The organism is Mycobacterium sp. FW102-FHT13B02, from assembly GCF_058790275.1.
Genome location: NZ_JBYTCM010000054.1, coordinates 1 through 4,018, shown reverse-complemented (window position 1 = coordinate 4,018; position 4,018 = coordinate 1). Strand labels below are relative to the sequence as shown.

General features: G+C 65.7%; 7 protein-coding genes and 1 pseudogene. 7 read left to right on the top strand and 1 reads right to left on the bottom strand.

Features of this window, described 5'->3' with window-relative positions; all coding sequences use genetic code 11:
- Nucleotides 1-703 (top strand): annotated as a pseudogene (locus AC3WTE_RS32430) (hypothetical protein); the annotation flags it as partial.
- Entirely contained in the window at nucleotides 700-1,233 is a 534-nt protein-coding gene (locus tag AC3WTE_RS32425) for a hypothetical protein (RefSeq protein ID WP_492443719.1), read from the top strand. The pseudogene AC3WTE_RS32430 and the gene AC3WTE_RS32425, both read left to right, overlap by 4 nt.
- Nucleotides 1,234-1,282: 49 nt before the next feature.
- On the opposite strand, the gene AC3WTE_RS32420 is transcribed toward AC3WTE_RS32425, so the two are convergent.
- A complete protein-coding gene (locus tag AC3WTE_RS32420; RefSeq protein ID WP_492443718.1) occupies nucleotides 1,283-1,789 on the bottom strand; it encodes a hypothetical protein in 507 nt (168 codons plus the stop codon).
- Between the two features lie 90 nt (nucleotides 1,790-1,879).
- On the opposite strand from AC3WTE_RS32420, the gene AC3WTE_RS32415 reads away from it, so the two are divergent.
- From AC3WTE_RS32415 to AC3WTE_RS32395, 5 genes are all read left to right on the top strand, one after another.
- Nucleotides 1,880-2,083, top strand: coding sequence for an antitoxin VbhA family protein (locus AC3WTE_RS32415; RefSeq protein WP_492443717.1), 204 nt, complete (start codon nucleotides 1,880-1,882; stop codon nucleotides 2,081-2,083).
- Nucleotides 2,084-2,111: 28 nt separating this feature from the next.
- Nucleotides 2,112-2,384, top strand: a complete 273-nt coding sequence (locus AC3WTE_RS32410) for a hypothetical protein (RefSeq protein ID WP_492443715.1) — start codon at nucleotides 2,112-2,114, stop codon at nucleotides 2,382-2,384.
- Nucleotides 2,385-2,460: 76 nt separating this feature from the next.
- Complete coding sequence (locus tag AC3WTE_RS32405; protein WP_492443714.1) at nucleotides 2,461-2,688, top strand: hypothetical protein; 228 nt, start codon at nucleotides 2,461-2,463, stop codon at nucleotides 2,686-2,688.
- A 121-nt stretch (nucleotides 2,689-2,809) separates the two neighbouring features.
- Nucleotides 2,810-3,022 (top strand): hypothetical protein, encoded by a 213-nt coding sequence (locus AC3WTE_RS32400; protein WP_492443712.1) that lies wholly within the window; start codon nucleotides 2,810-2,812, stop codon nucleotides 3,020-3,022.
- Between the two features lie 335 nt (nucleotides 3,023-3,357).
- Entirely contained in the window at nucleotides 3,358-3,987 is a 630-nt protein-coding gene (locus tag AC3WTE_RS32395) for a hypothetical protein (RefSeq protein WP_492443710.1), read from the top strand.
- Nucleotides 3,988-4,018 lie beyond the last annotated feature (31 nt).

Here is a 4,018-nt window from a genome sequence, read left to right as displayed (position 1 = left end):
CAAGGGCGTGATTAGCCGGTGCCAGGTGGGTCCCAGTAAGGCCGTCATCGTGGTCCCAGATCGGGTTGACACAGCCAGGAAGTTCGCACCCGGCAACAGCGGCGTGGACGGCGACCAAGCCGCGCAGGACTTCTTCAACCGCCGCCAGGAGATCACCAAGCTCCCCATCGAGCGGCAGAAAATCCGGATATCCGTCACCGACCCGAAGACCGGCACCGTGTACACCCGCTACTACGACGGGCTGGAACCGGTGCCAGGTCAGCCTGGCAAGTACACGGGCCTGGAGCACAAATACGGCTCCGGGCGCCTCACGCCACAGCAGGCCATCGTGGACGACCTCGTCAACGAAGGAGCCGACGCACGAGGCACCCTCGACGGCAAGCCAATCCAGGTCGTGAAGGCGCTGGAGTTCAACACGGCCGCGGTCGCGGCACCCGCACCGCCGGCGGAGGCCGCAGGACCCGCCGAGGCCCCGAGAGCGCCGCTCGCCGAAGCCGGCCCCGCACGTGCTCCACCGCTGGTGGAGGCACCAGAGGTGCCGAAACTCCCGCTCGCCGAAGCCGCTCCCGACCTGCTGCCGCACGGCTACGGCGGCTTCGGCCCCACCATCCCCACGCCCGTACCGCCGCCGCATAGCATCGGCCACCTGCCCGTCCTCGGTCGCGACGACCCGAACGCCCCCTGGGAGTACGAAGAGAAATGACCCGCAGCCGCCACACACATCTGCTGACCTTCGACGGCATCGACGTCATGTCGGTACCGCCGGGCACCGACGACTACCAGTTCTCAATGCCGCTGCACAACTTCGACGGGCAGCGGCCATGGTCGCTGTGCCTGGAGCCTCTCGCGCCTGGCGACTCGTACGCAGCCAGAGTCGAGCAAGGCCGTGGCTCCACCGAGTACCTACAGGCCGCCGGCCGAGCCGACGCCATGACGATCGAGCTCCGCAAGCCCGGCGGGCAGCAGTGGGGCGTCGAGTGGGTCCGCTACACGGTCGGCCACCCACACACGGCCCCGGCGCCGCTGGACGTCGAGATTCCCACGCCGCACGTCCCGCCGGCACCGATCCGGATCAGCGCCGCGGAGGTGTTCGACGCCGACGAGGCCACCGCGTTGTTCCTCGCGTACTACCGCACCGGCACCATCCCGGATGAGTACACGCTGCGGCCGGTGCAGGGATTCACCGCGGACGGCGAGGTGATCGACCTGCACGGCGTCACCGACACCGCCTGACAAAAGCGGTTTCAAGCGACCCCGCGTAACACCGCGTGAGCGCCTCCCTCTATGAGCTGACGCCGCGCAGGTCGCGCCAGCCGCCGGCGTACGTGTATCCCTCGACCGGGCGTAGTGCGTAGCCAGGCGGAATATCACCGGTCTGGTAGTAGGTGTAGAAGATGTCTGCGGCCTCGTCGGCGGTGAAAACTTCAGGGGCACCGACCATTTCGGCGCCGCTTGGCAATTCGATCGGCACGTCCAGGGGCGGGGTGCCCTCGTGTGGATGCCCGATCACGTATCGCACACCGTCGACACCCCACTGTGCGCCGCCCAGCGTGCGCATATCGAGAGTCATCGCATCAGCACGCCCACCGGCCTGCAGAAAGTTCCAGATTTCCGTGCCGCGAACTTCCTCGAAACTCTTCCCCTCCGGCAGCGGATAAAACGTCAGACACCAGTTCTCCACACCGTCCAAAGCCCCCAAAGGACCCTGGAATTGAAGGAGACTCGAACCGCCGTCCATCACCGAAGCCCAGCCGCTGCTGTAGATCATCGCGTGGCTGGGAACTCCCATAGCGATGACCCTACCCAGCGCACGAGGCGGGGGAGGGCACCAAAAAACAGAGCACCAGGGGGACCGCCCAAATCGACTAAGTTCGACAGCGTGGACGTGTCGTCACGGCTCCAGTTCGCGCGTGAGGCCGCTGCGGTGGCAGAGGCCGCAGTCACGCTGGCCGGCGGTGAAGTCGATCCATACACCCATCACCTGATCGAGAAGATGGGGCGCGGTGAGCTCACCGGTGACCAGGCCGCCGAAGAAATCATCGCCCGTTTCGTTCCGCCAGGGCCGTACCCTCGAACTACGTAGTTACAGACTTCTAGGGAGAGGTGCCTCGTTGACGACCGGCAACACAGAAGGCCCGGACGGCGACCAGCCAGTCGGGTGGGTTCGCTACGACCAACTCGAACGCAAAGAAACGCGGCTACGCGCCGACCAGTACAGCCGCCTCACCGAACTCAGCCGTGAACTCAACCGCCAACGCCAGGGTCAGGGCGAGCGGATCACCGAAAACACCCTCATCCGCGTCGCCATCGATCTACTCCTTGCCGGCAGCGACAACCTCACCGGAACCACGGAAGCTGAACTCCGCGCATCGATCGGCCTGTAATCCCCAACATCACGATGTACTCTGTAAGTTACAGACTCAGTAACTGAGCAGATACGGCGTTGGAGGTCGCACCACCATGACGTACAGCGAGTGCACGTGCACCGACCATTCGACCGACCACATCGCCAAGCTCATCCGGCTGGGCCACCAACTCCTCGACGATCTGAATGACGCCGGCGCGCTCAAAGCCCTCGATGAGGCGGTCGACGATTACGTGCGGTACCTCGATGAGCACTACCCGCTGGCTGCGCCCGAGGACGAGTACCGCCACAGGTACGAATACGTCATCCAGCCGGCCGCGTGAGTTGAAGAGTCTTCAATGCGAGCAGCTAGACACGGCCGTAAACCCCACCTGTCCCAAAAACATCACGGACTGCGGCGTGTCCTGATCCAGGATCACGACGCCGGGTGGCAGTGTCACGTTCATGCCAGCTAGGTCTAAGGGTGCGCGGGCCCACTACACCGTCCGGCCGCCGATCGAGGCGGCGCCATTGATCGAAGAAAAGTTGCGTGAATCGGGGTGCTCCTCCATGAGCCAATGGCTCGCAGATCTGCTTGTCATCGCGGTTGGCCGACCCGATTTGGCGTTGGAGCTGGGTAAGACGTTCGAAGCGGAGGTGTTGCCACTGGCGATGTGACACCCAAGCCCGACCCGAAAGCTTTGTTCTGTCTTGTGTGGTCCACGGGCGGGCATATGTGACATCTGAATAGCCGGTGCACGGACTTTTAGGTCCGTAGACGACGAAGGCCCCGCCTAGGGCGGGGCCACGTCTGGAGATTCGAACCGAGTTAGCGGCTCAGTTCCGGTTCTCCGCACCATCCCCGAAGGGACTTTGCTTTGTGGAGCAAGTCTCACGGTAGCGCACGCGCGTATGGCTTACCAGCTAACCCGCGCAACCAGTGCGCAAACCGTGACCAATCACTTTCCCGCGGGCGCCGCAGTGCGCCTGCGTTCGCCACACCGGACTCCACGGTGCGCACACACGCCGCCCAGGCGAACACCGCCACCCGCTGGCGCCGCTGGATCGAGCGCGCCGGCGCCCGGGCCGCGACGCCGCGCCAGCCGGTGTGGTCCAGCCGCGAATCGTGGCTTGCTGCGCTGGGGCAGTGGGCGCAGTCGCGCGCCCTGGCCGCGGTGTGCACCGCCGAACGCGTGTCGATCACCGCGACCACACTGCTGGCCATCGCCGCGGTCATGGCCGAACACGCCGACCACAGCACCGGCCGCCACGTGGCCATCACCCGCGCGACTATCGCGGCCCGGGCCGGCTGCGGCGAGCGCACCGTCACCGCAGCCTGGCGGCTGCTACGGGCCTCCGGCTGGGCGGTGGAAGCCCAACGCGGGCACGGCTCCCCAGGTACACCGAGCGTCGGCCGGCGTCCTTCGGTGTACCACCTGGTCCCGCGCCGCTCTACGCCGCCAGCAGAGCTAAGGGGACTCGAACCCCTGACCTCACAACCGACCGAGCCAGTCACTACCAACCGCACCGTCACTGCTGTGGATAACTCGACCGATTGCCACCTACCGCCCTTGGGCGGTGTTTGTTCTTTACCTCCCGGGGGTCGAGGAGCAAAACCCGCCCAATCCGGCGCTAAGCGATGAACATCGAGCGGTGACGTCGGCGGCGTGGACC